The following is a 24,315-nucleotide window of genomic DNA, read 5'->3' as shown; positions in this document are numbered from 1 at the left end:
TGCCTGCGCGGGTCTCGCGAGACGGCACGGGACGGGGGTGGCCGGTCGGCGACCCCCGGGCGTGACGAGGACGTCCGGACCATGAAACGACCGACCCCCGCTCCGCGTCACGGTATTGGCCGAAGAACCCCCTCGGGACCCGCCTGCATGAAGGAGTCGTGAAGACCCCTACAGCGGTCCACTGCCGCGCCGATCCGTGCAGCGTGCAACGCATCGGCAGCGGGGAGGGTGGCCCGGTGGAGGCAGGGTCGGCCGGGCCCCGCCACGAGGACGCCGTCCGGGCGGCCGAGGCCCTGGCGCAGAGCAACCTGCGCCTGGAGGAGAGCAACCAGAGCCTCAGCGACCTGTTGGGCCTGGTGGGGCACGACCTGCGCAACCCGCTCACCGTCTCCCTGGGCTTCCTCAGCATGACCGAGCTCGAGCTGGACGACCTGGAGCAGACCGGGGTCGACGTCAGCGGCGCCCGGGCCATGCTCGGGCGGGCCACGGAGGCGGCCCACCGGGTGGAGAGCATGCTGGCCAGCGTGCTCGAGATGAGCCGCATCGACTACGCCACGCTGCGCGGGCGCGGCGAGCTGCTCGACGTCGCCGAGACCGTGCGGCGGGCCGTCACCGACCTCACGATCTCCTCCGCGGTCGAGATCGGCGACCTCGACGGGCTGCGAGCCGTCGCCGACGCCTCGCACCTGCGTCAGGTGCTCGGCAACCTGCTCAGCAACGCCGACAAGTACGGCGCCGCTCCGATCACCATCACCGGCACGACCGTCGGCTCGACGACCCGGGTGGTGGTCGCGGACGCCGGGGCGGGCGTCCCGCCCGACTTCCTGCCCCGACTCTTCGAGCGCTTCAGCCGGGCCGAACGGGAGTCCGAGCCGGGCACCGGCCTGGGCCTGCACCTGGCGCGGCGGCTGTGCCGGATCATGGGCGGCGACCTCGGCTACCTCCCGCCCGAGGGCGACCAGGGCCCGCGCTTCGTGGTCAGCCTGGCCGCGGGCTGAACCATCCCCCCGTCCCGGTCCCGAACCGTTCCAGGCAGGCCAGCGCGACGGCGACCTCGGTACGCCGCTGCGAGAGAGGGTGACCGAGCAGCTCCTCGGCGCGAGCCACGCGGTAGCGCACGGTGTTCTTGTGCACGAAGAGCTCGGCCGCGGCCAGCTCGACCGAGGCCCCGTGCGCCAGGAACGCGGCCACCGTCTCCCGCAGCCGGTCCAGCGAGGGGTCCGGGTCGGCCAGCCCACCCAGCTCACGCTCCACGAGCCGGCGGGCCCCCGCCTCGTTGCCGGCCACCAGCGCGGCCAGCTCCACGTCGGCGTACGCCGTCCACCGCGCATCGGAGGCGACGCCCAGCGCGTGACGCTGTGCGTCGACGGCCTCCCGGTGGGAGTGCCGCAGCCCCGCGACCCCGGCGCCCGGGCAGCCGACCGCGATCCGCCAGGCCGCGCCTGCCGGCGACCCGTCGTCCTCGCCGCGGCCCTGCAGGAGCTCGGTCACGGCGGCGCGCACCGCTGTGGCACCGATCGGTTGGCGCGAGGTCAGCCAGGCCCACACCTCGGCCCGCCCGGCCGGGATGCTCAGGACGCTCGCCGCGAGGTCGGCGCCGAGCCCGTTGACGACCACCGAGAGTCGGGTGAGGACGTCCGGCGCGGCAGCCTCGCCGTCCTCCCAGAGCACGACGGCGGTGTGCTGGTCGCGGACGGGGTGACCCAGGGCGGTGGTGGCCTCGGTGAGGCTCACCTGCTCGCCCCGCAGGATCGCGTGGACGACCTCGCTGCGGCGCGCGATCGCCCCCTGCAAGGTGGCCTCCCGCTCCGCGGAGAACACACCGATCAGCTGCTCGACGGCGCCGTTGATCCACGCCCCGCCGTGGCTCCACAGGTAGACCAGCAGGTCGGTGCGGTCCAGGCCCTCGGTGTCGGCGGTGCGCACCACCTCGGTGAAGTACTCCCACACCGCCGACGACGCGCTCCGGTAGACCTGCAGCAGCACGCCGAGGTCGAGCTGGCGTCGGGCCAGGGAGAGCGCGAGGTCGACCGCCTGCGGAGGGAGCAGCACCTCCTGCGCCGGGCGCTCCAGCAGGCTGAGGAAGATCTGGAACTGCGCGCGGGTGCTGGCGTGCAGGTCGAGCACCAGCGCCGGGTCCCGGGCGATCTCGGGGATCGCCGCCATGATCGTGTCGTCCACGCGGGTCACGAAGGCGTCGAGCTCGCTGCGGCGTGCGGTCCGGGCGGCATAGGCCTGGACCCACGCCACGATCTGCTCCTGCGCCTGCGCGTCCGACCCCGCGTCCGACCCCGCGTCCGCCTCCTGCGCCACGGCCCACCCCCTCCACGCTCGACTGTGCTGAGGTCCAAAGACTGCCCCGAAGTCTGGCGGTGAGCGCCAAGATCCGGAAGAGGGACTGTGCTGGACTCTCAACCACGTCCCGAGGTGTGGTCACGATCACACCTCTCCCCGATCCGCCGGAGGTCCCCGTGGCCCAGCAACCCTCCACCCCCGCGACCTACGACTACATCGTGGTCGGGGCCGGCAGCGCCGGCGCCGTCGTCGCCTCCCGGCTCAGCGAGGACCCCACCACCTCGGTGCTGCTGCTCGAGGCGGGTCCGGAGGCCGAGGCGCTCGAGATCTCGATGCCCGCCGCCTTCCCGAACCTGTTCAAGACCCGCTGGGACTGGGACTACGCCACGACCCCCCAGCCCGGCCTGGGCGGGCAGCGCGCCTACTGGCCGCGCATGAAGGCGCTCGGCGGCTGCTCGTCGATGAACGCGATGATGTACGTCCGCGGCGCCCGGGCCGACTTCGACGGCTGGCAGCGCGACTTCGGCGCGGTCGGCTGGTCCTACGCCGACGTGCTGCCCTACTTCGTCCGCGGCGAGGCCAACTCCCGCGGCGCCGACGCCTTCCACGGCGCCGGCGGCCCCCTGCACGTCGAGGACCGCCGCTACACCCACGAGACCACGCGGGCCTGGCTGGAGGCCGCCCGGATGTCGGGACTGGCGGCCAACGACGACTTCAACGGCGAGACGCAGATGGGAGCAGGGGAGTACCAGGTCACCTGCCACCGCGGCCGGCGCTGGTCGACCGCGGAGGCCTACCTCGGCGCCGAGGTGCGCCGCCGCCCCAACCTGACGGTCAGGACCGGGGCGCTGGCCACCCGCGTGCTCCTGGACGGGACCCGCGCGGTCGGCGTGGAGCACCTGGTCGCCGGCGAGGTGCGGTCGGCGTGGGCCGACGCGGAGGTGGTGCTCAGCGGCGGTGCGATCAACACCCCGCAGCTGATGATGCTCTCCGGCATCGGTCCGGCCGACCACCTGCGCGCCCACGGCCTCGACGTCGTCCTGGACGCCCCGAGCGTCGGCGGCAACCTCCACGACCACGTGGTCGCCCCCCTGGTGTGGTCGACCACCGCCAAGGACCTCGCGGTGGACCACGTGAACCCCGCGCGGCTCGTGCAGTGGCAGGCGACGGGTCGCGGACCGCTCAGCTCCAACGTCGGTGAGACCGGTGCCTTCGTCACCACCCGCGGGGGCCTCGAGGGTCCCGACATCCAGTTCATCGCGGCTCCCACCGGCTTCTACGACAACGGCATGCACGAGGCCACCGTCCGTTCGCTGACCGCCGGGGTGGTCCTGGTCGACGTCGCCAGCCGCGGCCGGCTGTCGTTGCGCGGCAGCGATCCGCGCTGGAAGCCGGGGATGGACCCGGCCTACTACGCCGACCCCACCGACCGCGCCGCGATGCTGGCCGGTGTCCGGCAGGCTGTCGACATCGCCCGGCAGGGGCCGTTGGCCTCGATCATCACCGGCGCCCGCCTGCACCACGGCGAGGACGAGGCATCGCTGCAGGAGTTCGTCTCTCGGTGGTCCCAGACGCTCTACCACCCGGTCGGCACCTGCGCCATGGGCACCCACGACGACGCCGTCGTCGACCCGGAGCTGAAGGTGCGCGGCATCGAGGGCCTGCGCGTCGCCGACGCCTCGGTCATGCCCCGCATCACCCGCGGCAACACCAACGCCCCGACCATCATGATCGGCGAGAAGGCCGCCGACCTGCTGCGCGGTACCTCGCTGCCCGCCGCCGCCGTGCCCGCGCCCCGCACCACCACCCGCACCCAGGAGATGAGCCGATGACCACCGTCCAGGACCCCCGCTCCGACGCCGCGCCGGCCGGCGAGGACCGCCCCACCTTCGAGGTGCGCAACCCCGGCACCGGCGACCTCGTCGGCACCTGGCCGGTGCAGTCGGAGGCCGAGGTCGAGGAGACCGTCGCCCGGGCCCGGCTGGCCGCGGAGTGGTGGGCGGAGATCGGGTACGCCGAGCGCCGCAAGCGCCTCGACGCCTTCCGCGGCGTCATCGCGCGTCGCATCCACCAGCTGGCGCACCTCGTCCACGACGAGATGGGCAAGCCCCACAGCGACGCCTTCCTCGAGGTCGCCCTCGTCCTCGACCACCTGGCCTGGGCCGGCAAGCACGCGCCCAAGGTGCTCGGCCAGGAGCGGCGGTCCACCGGCCTGATCAACGCCAACCTCAAGGCCACCGTCGAGCACCACCCGCTGGGTGTCATCGGCGTGATCGGGCCGTGGAACTACCCCGTCTTCACCCCGATGGGCTCGATCGTCTACGCCCTGGCCGGCGGCAACGCCGTGGTCTTCAAGCCCAGCGAGTTCACCCCCGGCGTGGGCGCCTGGCTGGTGGCCGCCTTCGCGGAGGTGGTGCCCGAGCACCCCGTCCTGCAGCTCGTGACCGGCGACGGGTCGACCGGTGCGGCACTGTGCCGCGCGGGGGTCGACAAGGTCGCCTTCACCGGGTCGACCGCGACCGCGAAGCGGGTGATGGCCACCTGCGCGGAGACCCTCACGCCGCTCGTCGCCGAGTGCGGCGGCAAGGACGCGCTGATCGTGGACCGCGACGCCGACCTGGCAGCGGCAGCCGACGGCGCGGTGTGGGGCGGCATTGCCAACGCCGGGCAGACCTGCATCGGCGTCGAGCGCATCTACGTGCACCAGGACGTGGCCGCCGAGCTCGCGCGGCTGCTCGTCGAGCGCTTCGACGACCTGCGCGCCGGCGCCGACCCCGCCGCCGCGGTCGGGCCGATCACGATGCCCTCGCAGGTGCGGATCATCGACCAGCACGTCGCCGACGCGAAGGCCGCCGGCGGCCGGGTGCTGGCCGGCGGAGCACCCACGCAGGGCCAGGTGGTCCAGCCGACGCTGCTCACCGACGTACCCGAGGACTGCGCGGCCGTCGCCGAGGAGACCTTCGGCCCGACGCTGGTGCTGCGCGCGGTGCGCGACATGGACGAGGCCGTGACGCTGACCAACGCCTCGCGCTACCACCTCGGCGCCTCGGTGTACGGCAAGGCCGACGCCGAGCGCGTGGCCCGGCGGATCCGCTCGGGCATGGTGTCGGTGAACTCGGTCCTGGCCTTCGCGATCGTGCCCACCGTGCCGTTCGGCGGCGTGGGCGACTCCGGCTTCGGTCGGATCCACGGCGAGGAGGGGCTCAAGGAGTTCTGCTACTCCCACTCCGTGGTGCGCCAGCGCTGGAAGGCGCCGCTCCCGCTGACCTCCTTCGCCCGCACGGCCAAGCACGAGGAGACCCTCGGCAAGATCATCGCCCTGCTGCACGGGGGCAAGTAGCGGTCCCTGACGTGCCGAGCCGGCGCATCCTGCGTACACGCTGTACGCAGGATGCGCCGGCTCGGCGTCTGCTCAGGCCAGGGAGAGGAAGAGCTTCTCCATCCGGGCGCGCTGGGCGCCGTCGAGGTCACTGCCGTCGAGCAGGCACTGCTCCATGCCGGTGGCGACCAGGGCGAACCCGGCGCGCGAGAGGGCCTTGTTGACCGCGGCGAGCTGGGTGAGCACGTCCTCGCAGTCCGCGCCCTCCTCGAGCATCCGGATCACCCTGGCCAGGTGACCGTGCGCCCGCTTCATCCGGGTGACGACGGGCTTGGTGGCCGTGGCCTCGAGCTGCATCAGCCCGCCCCGTCCGTGCGGGCCCCGTCGTCGGCGAGCGCGGCGAGCATCTGCTGCAGCCGGGCACGGGCGTCCTCGGCGACCTCGCAGACCGCCTGCCCCGCGTCGGTCATCGAGATCATCACCTGCGGGTCGAAGGCCTCGACGACGACACCGTCGGCCTCCTCGCGCACCACCACGTTGCACGGCAGCAGCGCGGCGACCGACGGGTCGGCGGCCAGCGCCTGGTGGGCCAGCTGCGGGCGGCACGCGCCCAGGATCACCTGGGGCGCCACGTCCACGTCGAGCTTGGTCTTGAGGGTGGCCTTGAGGTCGATCTCGGTGAGCACGCCGAAGCCGGCGTCGCCGAGCAGCTCGCGGACCCGCGCGACGGTCGCGTCGTAGTCGTGCGGCGAGCGGGCGGTGAGCGTGTAGCCGGGCGTGCCGTCGGACGTGGTGTCGGTCATGGTCCCTCCTCGGACTTGCCTAACCCCCCTAGGGGTTGGTTGCATGTCCCCATCGTAACCCCCCTAGGGGTTCTGAGCCAAGCGATCTCCCTGAGGAGGAGCGTCCATGACCAGCACCGCCCCCCACCCACCCTCGACCCCCTCACGGGTCCCCAACGGACCGGGTCCGCTCGGCCGCCTGGGCACGTGGGTGCTCGACCACCGCCGCCTCGTCGCCGCGGTGTGGGCCCTGCTCATCGTCGGCCTGGGCATCTTCGCCCCCCGGGTCGAGCACGACCTCTCCGGCGCCGGGTGGCAGGCCGACGGGTCGGACTCCGTCGCGGCCCGCGACCTGGCCGTCGAGCACTTCGGGGGCAACGCCTCCTCGGCGATCCAGGTGGTCGTGCGCTCCAGCGACGGTCCGGTGACCGAGGGCGAGGGGGCCGAGGTCATCGCCGAGGTCACCGCACTGCTCGAGGAGGACCCGCGCATCGCGACGATCGTGCCGCCGCAGCCCGGGGCCACGCTGTCCCAGGACGGCGACACCGGCGTCGTGCTCGCCGGCGCCGGCGCCGACACCAACGAGATGGTGCGCGCGGCGACCGACCTGAAGGAGGAGCTCGCCGCGCTGTCCACCGACACCGTCGAGGTCACGCCCACCGGCTCCTCGCTGCTGTGGAGCGACTTCAACGACGCCAACCTCGAGGCCATGCTCAAGAGCGAGCTGATGTCGTGGCCGGTGACCCTGGCCATCCTCGTGCTGGCCTTCGGCGCCCTCGTGGCCGCCGGGCTCCCGCTCATCCTCACCCTCGCCGGGTTGGTCGCCTCCGCCGGCTCCCTGGTGCTCATCAACCAGCTGGTCCCCGTCTCCATCTGGGCCATGAACTTCGCGATGATGTTCGCCCTGGCCCTCGGCATCGACTACGCCCTGTTCCTCGTCGTCCGCTACCGCGCGGCCCGCGCCGCCCACCCCGGCCCCGAGGGCGTGCGCTGGGCCGTCGCCCAGACCATGGACACCGCCGGCAAGGCCGTCCTGCTCTCGGGTCTCACCGTGCTCATCTCCCTGTCGGCGGTGATGCTCGTGCCCTCGCCGTCCTTCCGGTCGATGGCCGGCGGGATCATGCTCTCGGTCGTCTTCGTGCTCGGCGCGACGCTGACGTTGCTGCCACTCGTGCTCGGCTGGCTCGACGACCGCATCAACAGGTTCTCGCTGCCCTGGTCGCGCTCCGGCGAGCACCGCTCGCCGCGGTTCGCGGCGTGGGGGGAGCGCCTGTGGGCACGCCCCTGGACGTGGGGGCTGGTCTCGCTGCTGGTGCTGCTGGCCCTGGCCGCGCCCATCCTCGGCCTGAAGACCGCCATGCCCTCGATCAAGGTGCTGCCGGAGGACGCGTCCGCGCGGGTCGGGTACGACGTCGTGCAGGCCGAGCTCGGCGAGGGTGCGCCCGGCGCCATCGGGGTCGTCGTCGACTCCGACCAGGCCGCTGCCACGCTGAAGGTGCTGGCCGACGACCCGGGGCTCGCCGGCGTACTCCCCGGGATGAAGGCGGCCGACGGCGCTGACCTGGAGATGTTCACCGCGGTCCCGACCGTCGACCCCTCCGACCCCGAGCTCGCCCAGACCGTGGACCGGCTCCGTGCCGACCTGCCGTCCTCGGCACTCGTCGGTGGTGCGGCCGTCGAGAACCTCGACCTGAAGTCGCAGCTGGACGAGTCGACGCCGATCGTCGTGGCCGTCGTGCTGGCGCTGGGCTTCCTGCTGCTGCTCGTCGCGCTGCAGGCCCCGCTGATCTCGCTGCTGGGCACCCTGGTGAGCCTGCTGTCGACCGCCGCGGCGTTCGGCGTGGCCCGCCTGGTCTTCCAGGAGGGGTACGGCGCGGACCTGCTCGGCTTCGAGAGCCAGGGCTTCCTCGACGCCTGGGCGCCGGTGTTCTTCTTCGCGATGATCTTCGCGATCGCGATGGACTACACGGTCTTCCTGCTGGCCTCGGCCAAGGAGCACTACGAGCGCTCGGGTGACCCGCACGAGGCGATGGTCGGCTCGCTGGCCCACTCGGGCCGGGTGATCTTCGCCGCCGGCGCGGTGATGGTGGCGGTGTTCTTCACCTTCGCCCTCTCCGGCCCGATCCCGCCCAAGGAGATGGGCATCGTGCTCGGCGTCGCGGTCCTGCTCGACGCCTTCCTGGTCCGCCTGGTGCTGCTGCCGGTGCTGCTGCGTCTGACCGGCAGGGCCGCCTGGTGGTCGCCGGCCTGGCTGCGCCGGGTGCTGCCCACCATCTCCTTCGCCCACGACTGAGCACCGGGAGTCCTCGATGAACCTCGACCGTGCCGTGCTCGCCCTCGCGGGCACCATCACCCTGGTCAGCGCCCTGCTGGCTGCCCTGGTCTCACCGTGGTGGCTGCTGCTCACCGCGTTCGTGGGGCTCAACCTGCTGCAGTCCAGCGTCACCGGGTTCTGCCCCGCGGCCGCGGTCTTCCGCCGGCTCGGGCTGAGCAGCGGGTGCGCGTTCCGCTGAGCTGAGGCCCCCTCAGCCGCCCAGGTGCTCGGCCAGGGCGGCGAGGGCGGTCTCGCCGGTGAGGTCGCCGGGGAGGAGCGGGACCTCGGTGAGGGGTACGCCGGGGACGGCCTCGCGCAGCACGGCGAGGTGCTGCTCCTCGACGGCCCGCCGGGCGGTGAGCACCGCACCGTCCGCGGGCGAGCGTCGGTTGACCAGCAACCGTCGGACCGGGATGCCCAGCGCACGCAGCTGGGTGTGCAGGGCCTGGGTCTCGGCGACGGGGAGTCGCTCGGCGGTCGTGACCAGCCAGAACCCGGCCCGGGCCGGGTCGACCAGCAGCTCGTGCAGCGCGGCGAACCGGTCGCGTCGGCGCAGCAGCACCCGGCGCAGCTCGGCGTCGCGGTCGACGTGCTCCTCACCGGCCCCGAGGCCGCGCAGCGCGGCCCCGAAGCGCTCGGAGCGGTCGCGGTTGGCCAGCAGCGCCTCGGTCCACGACGTGAGTCGCTCCGGCAGCGCCATCAGCCGCAGCGTGTGACCGGTCGGCGCCGTGTCCACCACGACGACGTCGTACGCCGAGGAGGGGTGGCAGGCCCCCACGACCAGCTCTGCCAGCCGCTCCAGGACGGCCGACTCGTGGGTGCCGGGCGCCTCACGGGCCAGGTCGAGGTGCTGCTGGGCCGGGGCGTGCATCCGCTCGGGCAGCATCCGACGCAGCGTCTCCCCCACCGTCCGCAGGTGCCGCTGCACGGTCAGGGCCGGGTCGATCTCCACGGCGTCGACGTGGCCGGCGTCGCGCAGGACCCGCCGCGGCTCGTCGCCGAGCGGGGCACCCCACGCGTGCCCGAGGTTGTGCGCCGGGTCGGTGGAGACCAGCAGCACCCGCCGCCCGGCCCGGGCCTCCTTCAGGGCGACCGCGCACGAGACCGACGTCTTGCCGACGCCGCCCTTGCCCGAGACCAGCAGCAGCTGCGGGTCCCCGCGGTCACCCCTGCCGCTCAACAGCACCCCACGTGGTCCAACGGCGAGCGCTCCATCCCCACCCGGCGGTGCCAGGCGTGGAACTCCTCGTAGGTCGCGGGCAGCAGCTCGGCCGACCAGTACGCCGCAGGGTCGGGCACCCCGAGGGCCTCGGCCAGCACGACCAGCATGAACAGGTCGTCCTCGTCGCGGCGGGCCCGGCGCATGGTGGTGCGGTAGGGGCCGGCGTAGAACTCCTCCAGCCCCGCGCGCACCGCCGCCCAGCGACCCATCAGGCGCCCGTCGGCACGTGCGCGCGTCCGGGGGTGGGCCCCCTCATCGCGTGGCCGACTCCGGGGCGGCGGCCTCCCGGTCGTGGGCGTCGGTCTCCTCCGGCATCGACCGGGCCGCGCGCATCGCGAGCACCGCCTCGACCGCCACCCACACGGCGGCGACGATGATGACGACGTCGATGCCGAGCAGCAGCCAGTCCTCGTCCTCGCGCAGCGTGCCGAGCTGGACGATCGCGGCGTAGAAGGACATGACGAACACGAAGACCAGGGGCACCAGCGCGGGGAGCGGGTTGCGCTTCTTGCGCAGCAGGATGACCGCCACGATCGACAGCGTCAGCGACGCGAGCAGCTGGTTGGTGGTGCCGAAGAGCGGCCAGATCCGCATGCCGCCCTCGCCACCGGCGCCGGCCGAGAAGGTCAGTCCCATGGCGACCACGAGCACGATCGCGGTGCCGACGTACTTGTCGACCCGGGTGCCGAGGACCTCACCGACCTCCTGGACCACGAAGCGCTGCAGGCGCACGCCGGTGTCCATGGTCGTCGCGGCGAAGAGCACCGCCATGGTCGCGAGGATCGTGGCCGACAGGGAGGTCGGGATGCCGAGGCCGGCGTTGAGGATGCTGCCGCCGCCCTGGACGAAGGCGGTCACTCCCCCGGCGTTGAACTCGGTGTAGACCGCCTCCCAGTCCGCGAGCGTGGCGTAGCCGGCGGTGGCGGCGATGATCGCGCCGAGCGCCAGCAGGCCCTCGCCGACAGCGCCGAAGTAGCCGACGAACCGGGCGTCGGTCTCCTTGTCCAGCTGCTTGGAGCTGGTGCCGGAGGAGACCATGCCGTGGAAGCCGGAGATCGCGCCGCAGGCGATGGTGACGAACAGCAGCGGCACCAGGCTGGGGGTGCCCTCGGGGACGTTGCCGTTGATCGCGGGCGCGGCCAGGTCGGGCGCCGAGAACAGGGTGGCGCCGTAGAGCAGGCCCAGGCCGATGAAGAGCTGCACGCCGTTGATGTAGTCGCGCGGCTGCAGGAGCACCCAGACCGGCAGCAGCGAGGCGATGCCTGCGTAGACGAACAGCGCGACGATCCAGAAGGTCGCCGGGGACATCCCGAGGGTGGAGGCGGGCAGCTCGATCGGGTACGCGTCGCCGAGCAGGATCAGGGCGTAGAGGGCGGTGACGCCGATGACCGTGGTGAGCAGCAGGTTCATCCGCCAGCGGTAGATCATCTGCCCGACGACCAGGGCCACGACGATGGCGCCCCAGGCGGGGATGACCGCGCTCGGGGTCGAGATCAGCAGGTTCTTGATGACCACCGCGAAGGCCGCGACCACCATGAGCAGCAGCAGGAAGATCACGACGAGGAACAGGTTGCGCCCGCGCGCCCCGATGTAGCGACCCGAGAGCATGCCCATCGAGCGGCCGCGGTTGCGGGTGGAGGCCCACAGCGCGCCCATGTCGTGCATGCCGGCGAAGAAGACGGTGCCGAGCGTGACCCAGAGGAACGCCGGGAGCCAGCCCCAGATCACCGCGACGGCAGGGCCGACGATCGGGGCGGCGCCGGCGACCGAGGTGAAGTGGTGGCCCCACAGCACGAACTTGTTGGTCGGCACGAAGTCGACCCCGTCGTGCATCTCGTGCGCCGGTGTCGGGTAGGCCTGGTCGAGCCGGTAGATCCGCTCACCGAGGAACTTGGCGTAGAGCAGGTAGCCGCCCGCCAGCATGGCGAGCCCGATGAACAACAACCACAACGACGACATGGGTCGGCCTCCGAGTAGACACGTCCGCACCCGGCACCCACCGGGTCGGCATCACCCTAGGTGTGCCCTGTGACCGCCCTCACCACACCTGCCTCGCCCGTCGGGGTGGCACCGCCCGGGTCGTCCGCGCACGCCGCGGTGCGGCACCCTGGGAGCGTGCAGACGCCCGATCCCTCCGACCCCACGGCCCAGGACCCGGCCCAGGACCCGGCCGACGACCCCGCCGAGCGGATGGCGCAGTGGCTGGGCGGGCTCGGCCTGGTCGACTACCTCTCCGACGAGGGGATGCTGCGGCTCGAGCGCGACGAGCGCGGTCGGGCGCGGTGGGTCGACCCGGCCACCGGCGACGTCCTCGACGCGGTGCGGCTCGGTGACCTCGAGCGGCAGCTGCGCCAGCACGGCGAGGACCCGGCCCACGCGGTGCCGGTGCCGCTGGTGCAGGCCGCGCACCTGGCCCGGGTACGCCGGCGGCTGCTCGACTCGGAGTGGTGCACCTACGAGACGCTGGCCGAGCGACGCGGCGCGAGCCTGGAGGCGACCCGCTTCGCGGTGACGCGGGCGGTCAACGAGCACCGGCTCCTCGCCGTACCCACCGAGCTGGCGCTGCTGGTCCCGTCCTTCCAGCTCGACGACGCCGGGGAGCCGCGGGCGGACCTGGCGCCGCTGCTGGAGCCGCTGCTGGCCGCGGGCACCGACCCCTGGCGGGTGTGGGGCTGGCTGACCCAGCCGGCGGCGCTGCTCGGCGGGCAGGTCCCGGCCGAGGCCGCGGCCGACCCGGAGACGGCGCAGGTGGCCGCCCACGCGGCCCGGCGACTGGCCGCTGCCGGCTGAGGCCGACCGGGCGCCACCTAGGCTCGGCACGCACGCTCACCCGCACCCGACCCGGAGGTCCAGCATGCACGGCGAGGTGCTCCGCACCGACCGACTCACCCCGTCGATGGTCCGCGTGGTCCTCGGCGGTCCCGGCCTGGCCGGCTTCCGGCCGAGCACGGAGGCCGACAGCTACGTCAACCTGGCCTTCCCGCCGGCGGGCGCGGCCTACGGGCCCCTCTTCGACCCCGCGGAGGTCAAGGAGACCCTGGCCAAGGACTGGTGGCCGGCCCGCCGCCGCCTGACCGTACGCCGCTGGGACGCCGCGGCCGGGGAGCTGACCCTGGACTTCGTGGCGCACGGCGACGTCGGCGTCGCAGGCGCGTGGGCGCTGCGCGCACAGCCGGGCGACGTCCTGGTGATGGAGGGCCCGAGCTCGGGCTACCACCCCGACCCGACCGCCGACTGGCACCTGCTGGTCGGCGACGAGTCGGCGCTGCCGGCGATCGCGGTGGCCCTCGAGTCGCTGCCCGCCGGTGCCAGGGCCGTGGCCGTGCTGGTCTGTGACGGGCCCGAGCACGAGCTGGCGCTGACCACCGACGCCGACCTCGACCTGCGCTGGGTGCACCGCTCCCCGGCCGACCCGGCTCCCCTCCCCGCCGCGGTCGAGGCGGCGAGGTTCCCCGAGGGCCGGGCGCACGCCTTCGTGCACGGCGAGGCCGACGAGATCCGTGACATCCGACGACACCTGCTCACCGAGCGTGGCCTGACCCGGGCCCAGATGTCGTGCTCGCCGTACTGGCGGCGCACGATGACCGACGAGGCGTGGCGCGCGGTCAAGCGCGACTTCGTGGCCTCGATGGAGGGCGACGCCTGACCCGAGGACCGCAGGCGCAGCTCAGGACGGCTTCGCCAGCAGCAGCCGGCGCAGGCTGTCGGCGAGGTCCGCGGCCACCTGGCCGGTCGGCCGGGGGTCGGAGATCGCGGTGAGGCACAGGGCTCGCACCGCGCGGGCCAGCCACTCGGGATCGACGTCGCGGTTGACGACGTCACCGTGACGCAGCAGCAGCCCGGCCATCGGCTTGTCGGTCGCCGCCTCACGCACGGCCTGGTCGAAGCGGTGGGCCGTGGCGGCGATCAGGAACCGGTGCTCGTGCGCGAGCGTCACCACACCATGGGCGAGCACGTCCAGCGCGTCGGCGAGCGGCAGGCTGCCGACCTCGGCGAAGAGCCCGGGAACCACCTTGGCCGCCTCGTGGATGATGAGCTCGTCGGTGAGCGCGTCCCGGTCGGAGAAGTGCCGGTAGAGCGTGGTCCGGGTGACCCCGGCCTCCTCCGCGACATCGGCCAGGCTGACGTTGTCGGTGGTGGCGAAGAGCCGCGCGGCCGCGTCGAGGATCGCCGCGCGGTTGCGCTGGGCGTCCGAGCGGGTAGCGCGGGCGGTGGCCATCCCTCCAGGCTAGCGACGTAGGTTGGCGCCGCACCCGGAAAGCGCCGAAGGAGTCGCCATGCCAGCCCGCCGCGTCCTCGACACCGAGGAGCACGCCGACCTGCTCCGCCTGACCCGCGAGATCGTCACCACCGAGCTCGCGCCCCTGGTCGCCGACGCCGAGCGCGACGAGGTCTTCCCCCGCGAGGCGTTCCGCACCCTGGGCCGCGCCGGGCTGCTCGGGCTGCCCTACCCCGAGGACCTCGGCGGCGGCGGGGTGCCCTACGAGGTCTACCTCCAGGTGCTCGAGGAGATCGGCACCGTCTGGGCCTCCGTCGGGGTCGGTACGTCGGTGCACGCCCTGTCCTGCTTCGCCCTCGCCACCCGCGGCACCCCCGAGCAGCAGCAGCGCTGGCTCCCCGACTTCCTGGCCGGCGACCTGCTCGGCGCCTACTGCCTCTCCGAGCCGCACGCCGGCTCCGACCCCGCCGCGATGCGCACCAAGGCCGTCCGCGACGGCTCCGGGCCGGACGCTGGGTGGGTGCTCACCGGGGCCAAGGCCTGGACCACCCACGGCGGCCACGCCGACTTCTACACCGTCATGGCCCGCACCGGCGAGGGTCGCGGGGACATCTCCTGCTTCCTCGTGCCCGCCGACACCCCCGGCCTGTCCGCCGACGCCCCCGAGAAGAAGATGGGGCTCACCGGCTCGGCCACCGCCACCATGCGCCTCGACGGCGCCCGCATCCCCGCCGACCACCTCGTCGGCGAGCAGGGCGAGGGCCTCAAGATCGCCCTCGCCGGTCTCGACGCCGGGCGCCTCGGCATCGCCGCGGTCGCCACCGGCCTGGCGCAGGGGGCGCTGGACCACGCACTGGCCTACGCCCGCGAGCGCGAGGCCTTCGGCCAGCGGATCCTCGACCACCAGGGGCTCGGGTTCCTGCTCGCCGACATGGAGGCCGCGATCCAGACCGCGCGGGCCGCGACCCTGCACGCCGCCCGCCTCAAGGACGCCGGCCTCCCGTACGGCCGCGAGGCCAGCATCGCCAAGCTGGTCGCCACCGACCACGCCATGAAGGTCACCACCGACGCCGTCCAGGTCCTCGGCGGCTACGGCTACACCCGCGACTTCCCCGTCGAGCGCTACATGCGCGAGGCCAAGGTCACCCAGATCTTCGAGGGCACCAACCAGATCCAGCGCATGGTCATCGCCCGGCACCTCGACCGCCAGCCCGACGACTCGATCACGCACCTCTCCTAGCGCCTCGTGTGGCTGAGCGCGGCGCATGGACCGCGCTGGGCCACACGAGCCGGACCCGCTCAGGGGCGCGGGCCGACGTACGTGCCGCGGCCGGTGGGCAGCGGAAGATCCAGCGTCGTGCGGATGCCCGGCGGCGCGGCGACGACGTCGGGGATGGCGTTCACGATGCGGCCGCAGGCGGCGACGATCGCCGCATGGTTGTGGTCACCGTGCTCGCTGCTCGGCACGACGTCCACGGTGTACGACGGCTCCCCGACGATCTCGACCCGGTAGGCGCCGCCACCGGCCGCGGGGTGGGCCCAGTCCGGGCGCAGGTCCTCGCGGGTGCGGGTGACGTGCTCGACGACGACCGCCGGGTGCCCGGCGACGATCCCGGAGATGGAGAACTTCATCGCCGCGATCGTCCCCTGCTCGATCCGGCCCGCAGCGATGTCGTAGGACTCCGGCGCCGGCTCGACCTCCCAGCGCTCGACGATCTCGTCGACCTCGATGCCGAGACCCGCGGCCATCATCCGGATCGCGGTGCCCCACGCCAGCGCGAGCACCCCGGGCAGGAAGAGCATCGGCACGGTGTCGATCGGCTGGCCGAAGCCCATCAGGTCGAACATCACCTCAGCCCCGTCGTACGTCGCGTAGTCGGCCAGCTCGTAGCAGCGGATCTGCTCGATGCGCTGACAGGTGCTGGCCAGGGCCAGCGGCAGCAGGTCGCTGGCGAAGCCGGGGTCGACCCCGGTGATGTAGAGGCTGGCGCCGCCGGCCTCTGCGGCGGCCTCGACCTTCTCGATGACCCGATCGGGCGCGGTGCCCCAGGGGTACTGCAGGGTCCCCGGGGCGGAACCCACCACGTCGATGCCGGCCTCGAGCAGTCGGCAGACGTCCTTGGTCGCCTCGACCGGACGGGTGTCGCCCATCGCGCAGTAGACAGCGACGTCGGGGTGCAGCGCGATCAGCTCGTCCAGGCTGCCGACCGCGGCGACGCCGGTGGTGACGTCGAGGCCCGCGAGGGTGCCGGCATCGACACCGACCCGGTCTGCCGTCGAGGTGCTGACGCCGACGAGCTCGAAGCGCTCGTCGGTGACGAGCTGGCGCAACGTGAGCCGGCCGGCGTTGCCGGTGGCGACCTGGACGACCCGGGTCGGGGACGGTGCCATGGGAGATCCGATCGGTAGAACGTGTTCTATTTCACGGTCAACCTACGCTACTTTCGCTCCCATGGGACGTGTGGACGGCAAGGTCGCGCTCATCAGCGGCGGTGCGCGCAACATCGGTGGCGCCACGGCGCGGTGGCTGGTCGCCGAGGGCGCCAAGGTGGTCATCGGCGACGTGCTCGACGAGGAGGGTCAGGCCCTGGCCGACGAGCTCGGACCCGATGCGACCTACGTCCACCTCGACGTGACCAGCAACGAGGACTGGCGGGCCGCGGTGGAGACCACGACCTCGACGTACGGCTCGCTGAGCGTGCTGTTCAACAACGCCGGCATCTTCAACGGCGGTCAGCTGCAGCGCTACAAGCGCGAGCTGTGGCAGCAGATGCTCGACGTCAACCTCACCGGAGCCTTCCTGGGCTGCCGCGCCGCGGCGGACGCGATGATCGCCTCCGGCGGCGGCTCGATCATCAACACCTCCTCCATCGAGGGACTGCGCGGGACCCCGTGGGCGCACGGGTACGTCGCCTCGAAGTGGGGCCTGACCGGGCTCACCAAGTCGGTGGCGATGGAGCTGGCGCCCCACGGCATCCGCGCCAACTCCGTGCACCCCGGCCGGATCAGCACGCCCGCCACCGACCAGATGCCTGCGGACCTCATCCCCATCCCGCTGGGGCGTCCGGGCACGGTCGAGGAGGTCGCGGGGCTCGTGGTCTTCCTCGCCAGCGACGAGTCGGCGTTCTGCACCGGCTCGGAGTTCACCGTCGACGGCGGCACGGTGATGCACATCCCGACCAACCCCTGATCGGGCGACCGATCAGGCCCCGCCCGGGCTCAGAGCTTCGGGCTCGGGCTCGGGCTCAGGTGGAGGCGCCGACCAGGGCCCGCTCGGCCAGCAGCTCCTCCACGCGGGTGCGCAGCACCTGGACCGTGAACGGCGTCGCCAGCACCTCGTCGGCACCGGCCAGGACGGCGGTGCGCACCTCCTCGCGGGTCCCCAGCGAGGACAGCATGATGACCGCGGACTGGGTCCGCTCGGCGTCGGCGCGCAGCTCGTGCAGCACCTCCAGCCCGGTCAGGCGGGGCAGGACCATGCCGAGGACGACGAGGTCGAAGGGCTGGTTGCGCCACAGCCCGAGCGCCTGCAGGCCGTCACGGGCGGCGGTGACGCGGTGCCCCGCGAGCCGCAGGACCGGCACCACGAGCTCCAGCAGCTCCGGGTCGCGCTCGGCGACGAGGATCCGGCCGGGCGTCACCATGACGACTCGGACACCTGCCGCGAGGTCGCCGTACGCCGAGCCGTGGCCAGCTCGCCGAGGAGCACCTCGACGTCGATGTCGTCCACCCAGTGCCGCAGCGCCGAGCGGGGCGGCCGGGCCAGGGCTGCGGCCATCTCCGGCGCCACCGGGTCGCCGTAGGTCAACCGGTAGATCGTCTCGGTCGCGGTGAAGTCCAGCCCGACGACCTCCGCGCAGCGGTGCACGCCGTCGAGCGTGCGCAGCAGCAGCATCTGGCCCGGCTCGAGGGGCTCCGCGAGCGCCACCATGTCGTGCGGCACGTCCAGGCCGTCGTGCGCCTCGAGCTCGAGGTCGGGGATCGGGATGTCGGCCAGGATCATCGGGCCTCCTGGGGCTCGGGACGCGCGGCGGGGTGGACCCTCCATGATCCGCCGGATCTGCCGCCGGCGCCACCTGGTCTGGCGCACGTCGACCAAAACTTGACGTACGTACCATCTGTGCGTCCGGTGGCGCGCGGCGACCGTCGAGGGACCGCGTTCCCCGGCGACCGGCGCGCCGCACGCCCTAGCCTGGGTGGCGCGATCACCGTGACGTCGTCCACCGGCGTCCGCCGCGGCAGAAGGGGGCCACCGTGACGACGCACCTGGCGTTCGGCGACGCCCCGCGTCGCGAACAGGTCTACCTCGTGCTCGCCGGCGTCGCCGCCGTTGCGGCGCCGCTGGCGCTGACCGGCCCGTGGGGCGCGGACCGACTGGTGTCCGCGCACCCGCCGGACTGGTTCACCTGTGCGGTCCTGGTCGCCCTGTCGGCGCTCAACGTCGAGATCGGCCGGGTCCTGGTCGGCGGGCTCGCGCGTGGGCAGCAGCCGCACAAGGCACTGTCGGCGTGGGCCTTCGCCTGCGCGATGGTGCTGCCCGCCGCCTGGCTGCTCGTCGTCGTACCCCTCACCTACGCGCACACCCGCTGGCGCGGGCTGCGCGCGCCGCTGTGGAAGTGGGTGGGCTCGGCGGCCTTCCTGGTCCTGGCCGGCACCGCCGCCTCGCTGGTCCCGCGACTCGTGCTCGGCGGCCTGCCGAACTGGATGCAGGGCGACGGGCGCGGGGGGCTGGGCACGCTGTTGGTCGCGGCCGCGGTGTTCCTGGTCGTGGAGAGCGCGCTCTTCGCGGGGTCGGCATGGCTGAACCACGCCGAGGACGAGCAGTGGCTGCGCAGCCAGCTGACCAGCCCGGGCTACCACCTCAACGAGGCCGGGGTCGTCCTCACCGGCGGGTTGATGGCGGCGATCTGGACGGCCGGGGCGTGGTTCGTGCTGCTGCTCGGCCCGCTGTACGCGCTGATGCAGCGCGCGGTGCTGCTCGAGCCGCTGCGCGAGAACGCCGCGATGGCCGCAGAGCTGGTCGAGACCAACCGGCAGCTGGAGGCGGTGAGCGAGTTCAAGAGCGACCTGATGGGGATGCTCGCCCACGAGGTGGGCAACCCGCTGGCGGCGGTGACCGGGTACGCCGAGGTCGCCGTCGACTCCCTCGAGGAGGGCGACCCCGACGGGGCGCTGCCGGCGGTCCGGGTCGTGCAGCGCAACGCCGACCAGATCGGCGGCGTCCTGCACGACATCGTCGCGCTGGTCGAGGCCAACCCGGGCGGCCTGACGGCCCGGCCCGAGCCGACCCTGCTGGGGCCGCACCTGCAGGCCGCCGCCGCGGCGCAGCCGGCCGGCGCCCAGCCCGAGGTGCACTGCGCCGACGACCTCGTCGCGCTCATCCAACCCGGCCACCTCGACCAGGTGCTGGCCAACCTGCTCGGCAACGCCACCAAGTACGCCGGAGGCGCGACCCGGCTCGTGGCCACCCCGGACGGCGAGCGTCGGGTGGTCGTCGCCGTGCAGGACGACGGGCCGGGGATCCCCGACGACTTCCGCGACCAGGTGTTCCGCCGGCGCACCCGGCACCCGGACACCGCCGACACCGTCTCCGGCCGTGGCCTGGGGCTGCACATCAGCCGTGCCCTGGCCCTCGCCAACGGTGGTGACCTGCGACTCTCGTCCGAGCCCGGCGGCAGCTGCTTCGAGCTGGTGCTGCAGGCCGGCCCGCCCCCGGCGTGAGCCGCTCTCAGAAGCCGATCCCCGCCCGCAGCACCTCCCTCGGCAACGCCATGGCGTCGGTCAGGAAGTCACGATGCGCCCGGACACAGCGAGCCAGCTGACCTGCGGGGATCCGAGCCGGGGTGTCCTCGACGGTGTGGTAGTGCGGGGTGGCCATCGTGAGGTTGACGCTGGGGACCCCGAGGGCTCCGACCAGGCCCTCCAGGTCCCCGTTGGCGTTGACCTCGGGGATGGTGGGCACGGCAGCGGTGAGCAGGAGCCCGTGGGCGACCAGGTGCGGCAGGAACGTCGCGGCGAGCGCCGGATGCCGCGTGGTGAACAGCGCGCGCTCCTCGTCCCCGGGCCGCTGGACGCCGACATCGACCTGCAGTCCGAGCATGTCGGTCAGTCCGGTGCCGCTCACGTGCTCGTCACCATGGGCGGCGAGGTGGTCGAGGTTCACGAAGAGGTCCACGTCGGCCATCAGCTCGGGCCGGCTGGCGACGAAGTGGTTCAGACCGAGGTGCGGGTAGCCCGCGTCGTGCCCGGTGACCCCGACGAAGACCATGTCGCGCGGTCGCTGCGACCGCGGGAGTGCCGCGAAGTGCTCGGCGAGACCGATGAGGCCCGCCACCCCGGTGGCGTTGTCGAGCGCCCCGGTGAACCACGCGTCGTAGTGCGCGCACACCAGCACGGTGCCGGGCAGCTCACCCGACCCACGGAGGTGGCCCACGACGTCACGGGTGGTGCCGTCGCGGTGCTCGGCGGCCAGTCGGTACCGAAGTCGACCACCCTCGCCGGCCGCCGCGCGCACGGCGGCGAGGTCCTGCGCCCCGAGCTGGAAGGCCGGTATCGGGTTCTCGTCGAGGAGGTTGCGGCCCGACGAGGTCGGTCGGATCAGGTTGTCCGGAGCGTCGGAGGTCACGACCATCGCCACCGCTCCGAGCTCCGCGGCACGGTGGTAGGTGTCGGGGTAGCTCGCGAAGACGTTGAGCAGGGCCTTCCCGGTCACCACGGCGACGGCCCCGGTGAGGTCGCGGGCCAGCAGCTCGGGCTCGGTGCCGAGTCCGACGTCGACCAGGGGCGCGGTGCCGCGGCCGGCGGCGGTCGACCAGATCGGGAACGAGGGCAGGACGCGGCGACCCTGTGCGGAGAGCAGCGTCGTGCGCCAGCCGTCGAGCTGCCACTTGCGGAAGGTGTAGCGGTCGACCTCGACGTCGAGGCCGGCATCGCGGAGCCGACGCGCGAGCCAGGCACCCGCCTGGCGCTCGGCCCGGTACCCGGCCCAGCGCGGCTGGAAGTCGCAGAGCTCGCGCACCCGGCGGTGCAGCCTCGCAGGTGCCATCGGATCGGGACGTCCGGCGCGGCCCGGGGACCGCTGGGGAAGGGCCTTGGCTGCGGGGCCGTTCAACGCCGTGGCGGCGGCAGCGGCCATCGTGCCCGCGACCAGGCTTCGTCGGTCGACACTCATCGCACGCTCCGGGGGTCGCCAGCGGTCTGGAACAGGTCGAGGATCCAGGCGGCGAGCTCGGGGGCCGCCTGGTCAGCGGTCGGCGAGTGCTCCGCGGGCCAGAGCGCGAGGTCGACGGGGTAGCCGCGGGCTCGGTACTCCTCCGCGAGCTGGATGGTGAGCGGGAGCGGCGCGACGCTGTCGAGCGCGCCTGCGTCGATCCTGATCGGGAGGCCGAGGCGCATCGTGAGATGACGTACGTCGTCGGCACGCAGCTTGTTCTTCATCTCCTCCAGCGCCTCGTCACCACGGGGCCCCTTGACCTGCTGGGGCGACAACCCGCCCCATGAGTCGGTTCCCCCGAGGTCCTCCAGGCAGAGCCGTTCCAGGTCCGGCCACAGGGCCACCGCCTCGGGCGAGAGACCGCCCTGCTGCAGGAGCAGCCGCCGCAGGGCGCGGTCCTCGGTGGCCTGGCCCTTCAGGATCAGGGCGGCGAGGGAGACCACGACGTTGACGGGGGCGCTCGCGATCGGCGCATCCCCCAGCAGCGTGGCCAGGATGTCGACCTGGGTGACCGGGGTGATGGCGGCGACGCCCAGGAGTCCGGGGATGCGGGCGGCCGGGCCGGTGCGCGCTCCGGTGTTGAGCGCCGCGACGCCGCCCTCCGAATGACCGGCAGCGACCCAGTGCCTCCCCACCTCCGGGAACGCGCGTCGCACCGCGCGGGCCATGTCGCCCATCGAGCGGGCCAACGACTCGCCCCGCAGGTAGGGGTGCGGACCGCGCACACCCAAGCCCTCGTAGTCGGGGCGCGCCACCACGGCGCCGCCCTCGAGGAGCGCCGCGGCCACGCGGTCGCCCTGCTGCATCCGCCGCAGCTCGGTGGAGTCGGGCGTGCCCCGCGTCGGCGCGCAGGCGTCCGCGGCGCCCGTGGTCATGTGCCCGTAGATGACCAGAGGGGCAGCCGTGCGTCGCTCGGCGGGCAGGAGGACCAGGCCCGAGGCGGGCACGACCCGCCCCCGACGGTCTGTCGTGGTGTACCGGACCTCCAGGGCGCGCCGCGCACCGGCGACCCGGCTCGTCTCCCCCGCAGGTCGACGGGAGAGCAGGCGTCCCGGCCTACCGGTCCTCCCGTCACGGCCGGCCGCCTGCGTCGGCGGCGCGGCGGAGAGCGGTGCCGTCCGCGTCTCGGAGGCGTCGTACGCCGGCAGCGTGGCGCCGGCCGGTGGTACAGCGGCGGGCACGGCCAGGCCCGCAGCGGTGGTCAGCAGCATGCTCAGCAGCAGGGCCCGCAGACTCCCGCGCCCCCTCATCCGAGGACTCCGGTCGGCAGGCCGATGAGAGCGGCGGGGGTCTGCTCCGCCCACTCGATGACATCCCGGTTCACCCGGAAGACCGGCACCATCGACCGCTTGTCGACGGCCGCCATCGTGTCGGCGGAGTCGTAGAGGTAGATGGGACCGGCGATCAGGCTGACCGTCGGCACACCGGCGACCATCGTGAAGGAGGCGTCCGTGGGCACGCCGACGGGGGTCATGACGGTGCCGTTCAAGATCGTGGTGGCGTTCATGCCGTGCTCGACGATCGAGCGGGCGAGCATCACCTTGCCGTCGGCGGCGATGTTCTCGAAGAACCCGCGCGGCTCGGACTCGTCGAGCAGCAGCAGGGTTCCGTCGGCCGCGACCTGGCCCTTGCGCGCCACGTGCTCGATCGTGTCGTTGAGGACGATGTCGTAGGGCGAGGCCGGGTCGTCGACGTACTTCTCGACGAAGTGCATGTGCGCCTGGTACCCGGTGAAGTGGGTCTCGAAGGTGGTGAACATCAGCGTCTTGTCACGCAGCTGGGCGCCGGGCTGTCGGGCCAGCGAGCCGTAGTGGTCGGCGAGTGCGATGACCTCGGCCGTCCCGGTGCCGTCCTCGACGGCACCAGGCCCCATCGAGTCGTGGTGGGACTGCACCATGATCGTCTCGTCGGTACGGCCCCGGAGGATGCCGATGGGCTGGTACGCCGTCACCTCGCGGCGCACGATGTCGAGACGCATGGTGGCGCGGGGGTCGGTGGCCAGCAGCTCGCGGAGCCTCACCGCCTCCCCCCGGGTGACCCAGTAGCCGGGGATCGTCATCGGCGAACGGCGGTAGTACTCGTTGTGGTACTCGTTGGAGTCGAAGTAGTCGGCCAGCACCCCGATCATCCCCGCCGCGCCCGCGAGCTGGAGCGCGTCGATCGTCTGTGACAGCGAGGTGATGTAGGGGTTCGGCGTGAGCAGGGTCTGGGCGTCGATGATCTCCCCGAACGGGTCGTGGATGAACTCCATCAACGGCGACAGCGCGGCCAGGGGAGTCAGGAACTTCACGTCGACCAACGCGATCTTGCCCGACAGGTCCAGCGTGGCGATCTCGGTGGTGGAGAGACCACCGAGATCGACCACCGGGGCGGTGAGGCCCTCCCGGCCCAGGCTCCGACGACCGGTGCCGGTGGGCCCGGTGATGAAGGAGAACGAGATCGGCGTCTGGTCGATGCGCTCACCGGCCACCCGCAGGCTGTCGTGGCGCACCCTCCATGAGTAGGAGGTCGACTTCTCCATGAAGACCTCGTCCATCCCGGCCGCCCTGAACCGCTGGGCGACGTAGCGGGCCGCAGCCCGGCCCTTCGCGGTGCCCGTCTTGCGCGGGGACAGGGCGACGAGGTCCTTGACCGTGCGCAGCATGTCGCGGCGCGAGGGCTCGACCACGCTGGTGACGGCTGCAGCCTCCCGGGAGGGTCCGTCGACGGCGCCGCGTGCAGCGGGCGACACGGCCCCGGCCGGCAGGGAACCCGCCGCCAGGACAAGGGCGACGAGAGCGCCGAGCAGCACGACGACGGGTCGCGACAGCAGGTGGGTCATGGGGTCTCCAGGTGATCGCACATAAAGATAACGAGCGCTACTTGTATCAGTTACGCCCGTCACACCGCGAGGTGCGATCCACCGGGCGACCGTGCCCCGCAGCAGCGCCCGCCCCTCGGGGTGCTCCTAG

23 protein-coding genes are annotated in these 24,315 nt (G+C 73.2%); 10 read left to right on the top strand and 13 right to left on the bottom strand.

Features of this window, described 5'->3' with window-relative positions:
• Positions 1-158: 158 nt before the first annotated feature.
• Positions 159-998: an ATP-binding protein gene (locus BKA05_RS00705; protein WP_179529715.1), complete on the top strand. Its 840-nt coding sequence runs from the start codon at positions 159-161 to the stop codon at positions 996-998.
• Here BKA05_RS00705 and BKA05_RS00700 read toward each other — a convergent pair.
• Positions 979-2,313, bottom strand: coding sequence for a helix-turn-helix domain-containing protein (locus BKA05_RS00700; protein ID WP_179529714.1), 1,335 nt, complete (start codon positions 2,311-2,313; stop codon positions 979-981). The two genes, BKA05_RS00705 and BKA05_RS00700, sit on opposite strands and share 20 nt — an antisense overlap.
• 158 nt (positions 2,314-2,471) lie before the next feature.
• On the opposite strand from BKA05_RS00700, the gene BKA05_RS00695 reads away from it, so the two are divergent.
• Positions 2,472-4,127: a GMC family oxidoreductase N-terminal domain-containing protein gene (locus BKA05_RS00695; protein WP_179529713.1), complete on the top strand. Its 1,656-nt coding sequence runs from the start codon at positions 2,472-2,474 to the stop codon at positions 4,125-4,127.
• On the top strand, positions 4,124-5,635 hold the full coding sequence (locus BKA05_RS00690; protein ID WP_179529712.1) for an aldehyde dehydrogenase family protein: 1,512 nt from the start codon (positions 4,124-4,126) through the stop codon (positions 5,633-5,635). Before BKA05_RS00695 ends, BKA05_RS00690 begins: the two co-directional genes overlap by 4 nt.
• Before the next feature lie 72 nt (positions 5,636-5,707).
• Here BKA05_RS00690 and BKA05_RS00685 read toward each other — a convergent pair whose 3' ends face one another.
• Together BKA05_RS00685 and BKA05_RS00680 are read right to left on the bottom strand one after the other, a co-directional pair.
• Entirely contained in the window at positions 5,708-5,971 is a 264-nt protein-coding gene (locus tag BKA05_RS00685; RefSeq protein WP_179529711.1) for a metal-sensitive transcriptional regulator, read from the bottom strand.
• Complete coding sequence (locus BKA05_RS00680) at positions 5,971-6,417, bottom strand: DUF302 domain-containing protein (protein ID WP_179529710.1); 447 nt, start codon at positions 6,415-6,417, stop codon at positions 5,971-5,973. The genes BKA05_RS00685 and BKA05_RS00680 overlap by 1 nt, the downstream gene beginning before the upstream one ends.
• Positions 6,418-6,523: 106 nt before the next feature.
• Here BKA05_RS00680 and BKA05_RS00675 point away from each other — a divergent pair, with 106 nt between their 5' ends.
• Both BKA05_RS00675 and BKA05_RS00670 read left to right on the top strand, forming a co-directional pair.
• Positions 6,524-8,689 carry an MMPL family transporter gene (locus tag BKA05_RS00675; protein WP_179529709.1) on the top strand — a complete coding sequence of 722 codons (2,166 nt, stop codon included), beginning with the start codon at positions 6,524-6,526 and terminating at the stop codon, positions 8,687-8,689.
• A gap of 16 nt (positions 8,690-8,705) precedes the next feature.
• Entirely contained in the window at positions 8,706-8,909 is a 204-nt protein-coding gene (locus tag BKA05_RS00670; RefSeq protein WP_179529708.1) for a YgaP family membrane protein, read from the top strand.
• Positions 8,910-8,921: 12 nt separating this feature from the next.
• On the opposite strand, the gene BKA05_RS00665 is transcribed toward BKA05_RS00670, so the two are convergent.
• From BKA05_RS00665 to BKA05_RS00655, 3 genes are read right to left on the bottom strand one after another with little or no spacing between them, the layout of a single operon-like run.
• Positions 8,922-9,890 carry an ArsA family ATPase gene (locus BKA05_RS00665; protein ID WP_179529707.1) on the bottom strand — a complete coding sequence of 323 codons (969 nt, stop codon included), beginning with the start codon at positions 9,888-9,890 and terminating at the stop codon, positions 8,922-8,924.
• Positions 9,887-10,141 (bottom strand): cory-CC-star protein, encoded by a 255-nt coding sequence (locus tag BKA05_RS00660; protein WP_179529706.1) that lies wholly within the window; start codon positions 10,139-10,141, stop codon positions 9,887-9,889. Before BKA05_RS00660 ends, BKA05_RS00665 begins: the two co-directional genes overlap by 4 nt.
• A gap of 43 nt (positions 10,142-10,184) precedes the next feature.
• Entirely contained in the window at positions 10,185-11,891 is a 1,707-nt protein-coding gene (locus tag BKA05_RS00655; RefSeq protein WP_179529705.1) for a carbon starvation CstA family protein, read from the bottom strand.
• Positions 11,892-12,047: 156 nt separating this feature from the next.
• On the opposite strand from BKA05_RS00655, the gene BKA05_RS00650 reads away from it, so the two are divergent.
• Together BKA05_RS00650 and BKA05_RS00645 are read left to right on the top strand one after the other, a co-directional pair.
• On the top strand, positions 12,048-12,722 hold the full coding sequence (locus BKA05_RS00650) for a hypothetical protein (RefSeq protein ID WP_179529704.1): 675 nt from the start codon (positions 12,048-12,050) through the stop codon (positions 12,720-12,722).
• A 64-nt stretch (positions 12,723-12,786) separates the two neighbouring features.
• Positions 12,787-13,578 carry a siderophore-interacting protein gene (locus BKA05_RS00645; RefSeq protein WP_179529703.1) on the top strand — a complete coding sequence of 264 codons (792 nt, stop codon included), beginning with the start codon at positions 12,787-12,789 and terminating at the stop codon, positions 13,576-13,578.
• A gap of 21 nt (positions 13,579-13,599) precedes the next feature.
• Here the strand turns inward: BKA05_RS00645 and BKA05_RS00640 are convergent, their stop codons facing one another.
• Positions 13,600-14,151, bottom strand: coding sequence for a TetR/AcrR family transcriptional regulator (locus BKA05_RS00640; RefSeq protein WP_179529702.1), 552 nt, complete (start codon positions 14,149-14,151; stop codon positions 13,600-13,602).
• A 58-nt stretch (positions 14,152-14,209) separates the two neighbouring features.
• Here BKA05_RS00640 and BKA05_RS00635 point away from each other — a divergent pair, with 58 nt between their 5' ends.
• On the top strand, positions 14,210-15,391 hold the full coding sequence (locus BKA05_RS00635) for an acyl-CoA dehydrogenase family protein (RefSeq protein WP_179529701.1): 1,182 nt from the start codon (positions 14,210-14,212) through the stop codon (positions 15,389-15,391).
• Between the two features lie 59 nt (positions 15,392-15,450).
• Here BKA05_RS00635 and BKA05_RS00630 read toward each other — a convergent pair whose 3' ends face one another.
• Positions 15,451-16,542, bottom strand: coding sequence for an NAD(P)H-dependent amine dehydrogenase family protein (locus BKA05_RS00630; protein ID WP_179529700.1), 1,092 nt, complete (start codon positions 16,540-16,542; stop codon positions 15,451-15,453).
• Between the two features lie 61 nt (positions 16,543-16,603).
• On the opposite strand from BKA05_RS00630, the gene BKA05_RS00625 reads away from it, so the two are divergent.
• Positions 16,604-17,341 carry an SDR family oxidoreductase gene (locus tag BKA05_RS00625; RefSeq protein ID WP_179529699.1) on the top strand — a complete coding sequence of 246 codons (738 nt, stop codon included), beginning with the start codon at positions 16,604-16,606 and terminating at the stop codon, positions 17,339-17,341.
• Between the two features lie 55 nt (positions 17,342-17,396).
• Here the strand turns inward: BKA05_RS00625 and BKA05_RS00620 are convergent, their stop codons facing one another.
• Both BKA05_RS00620 and BKA05_RS00615 read right to left on the bottom strand, forming a co-directional pair.
• Complete coding sequence (locus BKA05_RS00620) at positions 17,397-17,795, bottom strand: response regulator transcription factor (RefSeq protein WP_179529698.1); 399 nt, start codon at positions 17,793-17,795, stop codon at positions 17,397-17,399.
• On the bottom strand, positions 17,789-18,154 hold the full coding sequence (locus tag BKA05_RS00615; protein ID WP_179529697.1) for a hypothetical protein: 366 nt from the start codon (positions 18,152-18,154) through the stop codon (positions 17,789-17,791). The genes BKA05_RS00620 and BKA05_RS00615 overlap by 7 nt, the downstream gene beginning before the upstream one ends.
• 251 nt (positions 18,155-18,405) lie before the next feature.
• On the opposite strand from BKA05_RS00615, the gene BKA05_RS20145 reads away from it, so the two are divergent.
• Positions 18,406-19,872, top strand: a complete 1,467-nt coding sequence (locus tag BKA05_RS20145) for an ATP-binding protein (RefSeq protein ID WP_179529696.1) — start codon at positions 18,406-18,408, stop codon at positions 19,870-19,872.
• Between the two features lie 7 nt (positions 19,873-19,879).
• On the opposite strand, the gene BKA05_RS00605 is transcribed toward BKA05_RS20145, so the two are convergent.
• From BKA05_RS00605 to BKA05_RS00595, 3 genes are read right to left on the bottom strand one after another with little or no spacing between them, the layout of a single operon-like run.
• A complete protein-coding gene (locus BKA05_RS00605) occupies positions 19,880-21,322 on the bottom strand; it encodes a M28 family peptidase (RefSeq protein ID WP_179529695.1) in 1,443 nt (480 codons plus the stop codon).
• On the bottom strand, positions 21,319-22,614 hold the full coding sequence (locus BKA05_RS00600) for an alpha/beta hydrolase family protein (protein ID WP_179529694.1): 1,296 nt from the start codon (positions 22,612-22,614) through the stop codon (positions 21,319-21,321). The genes BKA05_RS00605 and BKA05_RS00600 overlap by 4 nt, the downstream gene beginning before the upstream one ends.
• A complete protein-coding gene (locus BKA05_RS00595) occupies positions 22,611-24,185 on the bottom strand; it encodes a M28 family peptidase (RefSeq protein WP_179529693.1) in 1,575 nt (524 codons plus the stop codon). Before BKA05_RS00595 ends, BKA05_RS00600 begins: the two co-directional genes overlap by 4 nt.
• Between the last annotated feature and the right edge of the window lie 130 nt (positions 24,186-24,315).

The organism is Nocardioides marinus (assembly GCF_013408145.1).
GTDB lineage: Bacteria > Actinomycetota > Actinomycetes > Propionibacteriales > Nocardioidaceae > Nocardioides > Nocardioides marinus.
Note: the sequence above shows the minus strand (reverse complement) of the source record. Positions and strands in the feature narration are given on the sequence as shown.

Bases quoted from the DNA above. Each gene is read 5' to 3' on its own strand.
- BKA05_RS00680 (WP_179529710.1), bottom strand. From the start codon at position 6,417: ATGACCGACACCACGTCCGACGGCACGCCCGGCTACACGCTCACCGCC.
- BKA05_RS00670 (WP_179529708.1), top strand. From the start codon at position 8,706: ATGAACCTCGACCGTGCCGTGCTCGCCCTCGCGGGCACCATCACCCTG.
- BKA05_RS00660 (WP_179529706.1), bottom strand. From the start codon at position 10,141: ATGGGTCGCTGGGCGGCGGTGCGCGCGGGGCTGGAGGAGTTCTACGCC.
- BKA05_RS00600 (WP_179529694.1), bottom strand. From the start codon at position 22,614: ATGAGGGGGCGCGGGAGTCTGCGGGCCCTGCTGCTGAGCATGCTGCTG.
- BKA05_RS00605 (WP_179529695.1), bottom strand. From the start codon at position 21,322: ATGAGTGTCGACCGACGAAGCCTGGTCGCGGGCACGATGGCCGCTGCC.
- BKA05_RS00620 (WP_179529698.1), bottom strand. From the start codon at position 17,795: ATGGTGACGCCCGGCCGGATCCTCGTCGCCGAGCGCGACCCGGAGCTG.
- BKA05_RS00640 (WP_179529702.1), bottom strand. From the start codon at position 14,151: ATGGCCACCGCCCGCGCTACCCGCTCGGACGCCCAGCGCAACCGCGCG.
- BKA05_RS00630 (WP_179529700.1), bottom strand. From the start codon at position 16,542: ATGGCACCGTCCCCGACCCGGGTCGTCCAGGTCGCCACCGGCAACGCC.
- BKA05_RS00655 (WP_179529705.1), bottom strand. From the start codon at position 11,891: ATGTCGTCGTTGTGGTTGTTGTTCATCGGGCTCGCCATGCTGGCGGGC.
- BKA05_RS00615 (WP_179529697.1), bottom strand. From the start codon at position 18,154: ATGATCCTGGCCGACATCCCGATCCCCGACCTCGAGCTCGAGGCGCAC.
- BKA05_RS00625 (WP_179529699.1), top strand. From the start codon at position 16,604: ATGGGACGTGTGGACGGCAAGGTCGCGCTCATCAGCGGCGGTGCGCGC.
- BKA05_RS00685 (WP_179529711.1), bottom strand. From the start codon at position 5,971: ATGCAGCTCGAGGCCACGGCCACCAAGCCCGTCGTCACCCGGATGAAG.
- BKA05_RS00635 (WP_179529701.1), top strand. From the start codon at position 14,210: ATGCCAGCCCGCCGCGTCCTCGACACCGAGGAGCACGCCGACCTGCTC.
- BKA05_RS00645 (WP_179529703.1), top strand. From the start codon at position 12,787: ATGCACGGCGAGGTGCTCCGCACCGACCGACTCACCCCGTCGATGGTC.
- BKA05_RS00690 (WP_179529712.1), top strand. From the start codon at position 4,124: ATGACCACCGTCCAGGACCCCCGCTCCGACGCCGCGCCGGCCGGCGAG.
- BKA05_RS00595 (WP_179529693.1), bottom strand. From the start codon at position 24,185: ATGACCCACCTGCTGTCGCGACCCGTCGTCGTGCTGCTCGGCGCTCTC.
- BKA05_RS00675 (WP_179529709.1), top strand. From the start codon at position 6,524: ATGACCAGCACCGCCCCCCACCCACCCTCGACCCCCTCACGGGTCCCC.